Source organism: Alphaproteobacteria bacterium, from assembly GCA_019746225.1.
Taxonomy (GTDB): Bacteria; Pseudomonadota; Alphaproteobacteria; order Paracaedibacterales; family VGCI01; genus VGCI01.
In genome coordinates this window covers 1-2,608 of the sequence record JAIESE010000057.1, presented here as the reverse complement: position 1 = coordinate 2,608, position 2,608 = coordinate 1, and the positions used below count along the sequence as shown (strand labels likewise).

The 2,608-nt window shown below is 40.5% G+C and carries 3 protein-coding genes; 1 reads left to right on the top strand and 2 read right to left on the bottom strand.

Annotation, left to right across the window (positions count from 1 at the left end):
• Positions 1–136: 136 nt before the first annotated feature.
• On the top strand, positions 137–367 hold the full coding sequence (locus K2Y18_09040; GenBank protein ID MBX9805879.1) for a hypothetical protein: 231 nt from the start codon (positions 137–139) through the stop codon (positions 365–367).
• 451 nt (positions 368–818) lie between these two features.
• Here K2Y18_09040 and K2Y18_09035 read toward each other — a convergent pair whose 3' ends face one another.
• Both K2Y18_09035 and K2Y18_09030 read right to left on the bottom strand, forming a co-directional pair.
• A complete protein-coding gene (locus K2Y18_09035) occupies positions 819–1,088 on the bottom strand; it encodes a hypothetical protein (protein MBX9805878.1) in 270 nt (89 codons plus the stop codon).
• A gap of 1,243 nt (positions 1,089–2,331) precedes the next feature.
• Positions 2,332–2,608: hypothetical protein (locus K2Y18_09030; protein MBX9805877.1), on the bottom strand; the 277-nt coding region annotated here is incomplete at its 5' end.

The following is a 2,608-nucleotide window of genomic DNA, read 5'->3' as shown; positions in this document are numbered from 1 at the left end:
AACAGTAACGGAACAAGTGGACTAAAGTCAAGACTTTTACGCCACTTAAGATTATCCACGTGTTATCATTCACGAGACGAACTAGACAGAACCTCTTATTTTATCTTATACAATGTTATTCTGCTTAGGAAGCCGAATGTCGAATTTACCAAGAAGATCACAATTTGGAGTCTTGAATCGGTCGACCTTCGATATCATTCACTGGGTCTACTATGCTCATCTGAATTCCCTCGCTAGATGTAGCATAGTCTTTGTTAGGCTCGACCACCGTCGGCACAGTTCCACCATTCGTGGGAACCTCCGTAAATTGATGGTGATTGCTCTCACTACTATTTTGACGCGCCATACATCCTGCAGTGCAGATTAAGATGCAATTAAGCAACGACCCAACCGTCAGTACGATACAAATAATCGTGGATGCGTTCAACCAATCACGATAAGTGTCTAAAATGTCACCACAGTTGTAGTCGGCGTCATTGGCAAGAGCGTAATTGAGACAGTGATCCGTTCCGGCTTGAACGCAGTAACAGTTGTCACGGTAACTAGGATTACCGATTTCACTGAAAGTGGTGCAGGAAATAGCATCCAGGGCGTAGTTCTGATCACCATAATACTTGTTACTGTAGGGATTGTAACAACCTCGAGTGTGATCTAAGACATTCCAGAAGATTCCATCGACTATCGCACCAACCATCGCAACAAGCAGAGCGAGAACGCACACACAACCAACACACATGACCGCTGGACTAATAGTTGTGATTAGCGACATGGATAAAAGGGAAAACAAACGGGGAAGGATCTTTTACCTTTTCTCTAAGCTAAGCTGCAAGATAGCAATTAGAATAACTCCGACGCCTGCCCACCATGCCCCAATATGCAAATTCGAGAGGAAAGAGTAAATGAGAGATCCGATGACGATCTATCATATCATCGATGAGGGGAAGACGAGGTGATAGATACAAGGGCGGAGAAAAAAGGCTAACCTCTGCTGTTCCCAAGCCAATAGCCAAAAATGAAACAATCCGACTGGTCACAATGAGAGGAGATTTCTCACTGAACCATGTCTTCAACGCGTCGAAGAAGGACATCTTTGTTAAAATCTTTCGAATAAAAGATTTTGTGAAAAAAAAGATATATCTTTGCAACCGCTGAAAAGGATCGTCTACGCAATTCGGTCCGCCATTTTCGGGTTTTTGTTGGGAGTTTTGGAGGAACACGCGTGGCGAGAATGTGTGCGCATCGCTATCGATACAGAAGATTCTCTTTATACAGAAGATTTTTCACATTTCTTTTTTCTTTTTTTTTTGCACTGCTAAATTTACTAACTTTTTTTGTAACTTTACTTTCAGCGCGGGATAGCTGATGCTATTTCAGTTAGATGCAAATTCCTAAAATCTAAAACGTAATAAGTTAACTTTACGTTTCTTTTTCAGTTTTTAGTTTTTTCTTTCTTTTTTTTTTTAGTTTTTGGTAACTTTGACAAAAACACACTTTAAACACACTTTAACAATACACACACTTTTCTAGAGCATGAGCAACTTTAACTTTCACGAAGTACTTGTTGAAGGTCCAAACAGACTAGACGATGGCACACCATTTGACCCAAAAGTCAGACTAGATAAACGATAAATTGACCCATTTAAGCCCCTCTGTTCCCTAAGTCGATGAGTTGAAAGTAAGGGTTCTAATGTTCTAATTTCTCAGGATCAACTTCATCATCTTCCTACATTAGTACAAGCTTGCATCAATAAGTCGAGTGAAATCCACGTATTTCCTTGTACATAAACATTCCTCCTCCACAAATCCAATCATATGTAATTTTAATCTCATCATCTTGTCGAGATCAGGAGAGATTAAGAACATGGTTTCAGTGGTTCACAATCGATTGATTTTTCAACATTTTCAAGGATGCTTGGTCGGCTATGTTAGGACTTTTCAATGTTCTACGTGACTTTTCAATGTAGCTATCGAGTCTCGCACAGAAGCTAACTGCAGAATGAACGAAAAATCACAAAACTTCTTTGCATATGTTTTTTAGAGTGTGGGACCAACAGTCACAGGGGTGTGTGTTACAATGGGAGTACTGTATAGCAAGAGAAGAGTATTTAGCAATTACAAAGGTGTTTACTGACTACATTCTGTTCACAAATACACAAACTATTATAATCAAGGAATTGTTTGTTTATTATGACAAAAGGAGAGGAAAAAATAGCACAGAAGATAAACTCCTGCATAGTTCCAAAGAGCTCAATTGCAACTACTGCAAACTTTCCATTTTCCCGATTTCTGAAAGTCGATAAATTAGAGGAAGTCGAATCGAGAAACTCTCACTTACTTTTGCAAACCACCCCAATCAATCTCACACTCACTGCCGAGTGGAAGGGCCAGCTGAGTAACCAAGGACAAAGTCGCCACATTCCACGCGCTACCCGTGTTGATGACTGCAGAATAGGTTACCGTGGTCGAGGTATTGGTAAATGGATTTGAAAAATTCAGAGGGATAAAGATTAAATTGGAAGGAGCGACGTGACCGTGCCCTCTCAAAGCATCCACACGGTCGTCTACTTCCTTAGATGGAGAAGGGAATTGGGTGACGTGACTATTCGAT

Excerpts from the sequence above, each read along its gene's own strand:
- K2Y18_09040 (MBX9805879.1), top strand. The coding sequence starts at position 137 with ATGTCGAATTTACCAAGAAGATCACAATTTGGAGTCTTGAATCGGTCG.
- K2Y18_09035 (MBX9805878.1), bottom strand. The coding sequence starts at position 1,088 with ATGTCCTTCTTCGACGCGTTGAAGACATGGTTCAGTGAGAAATCTCCT.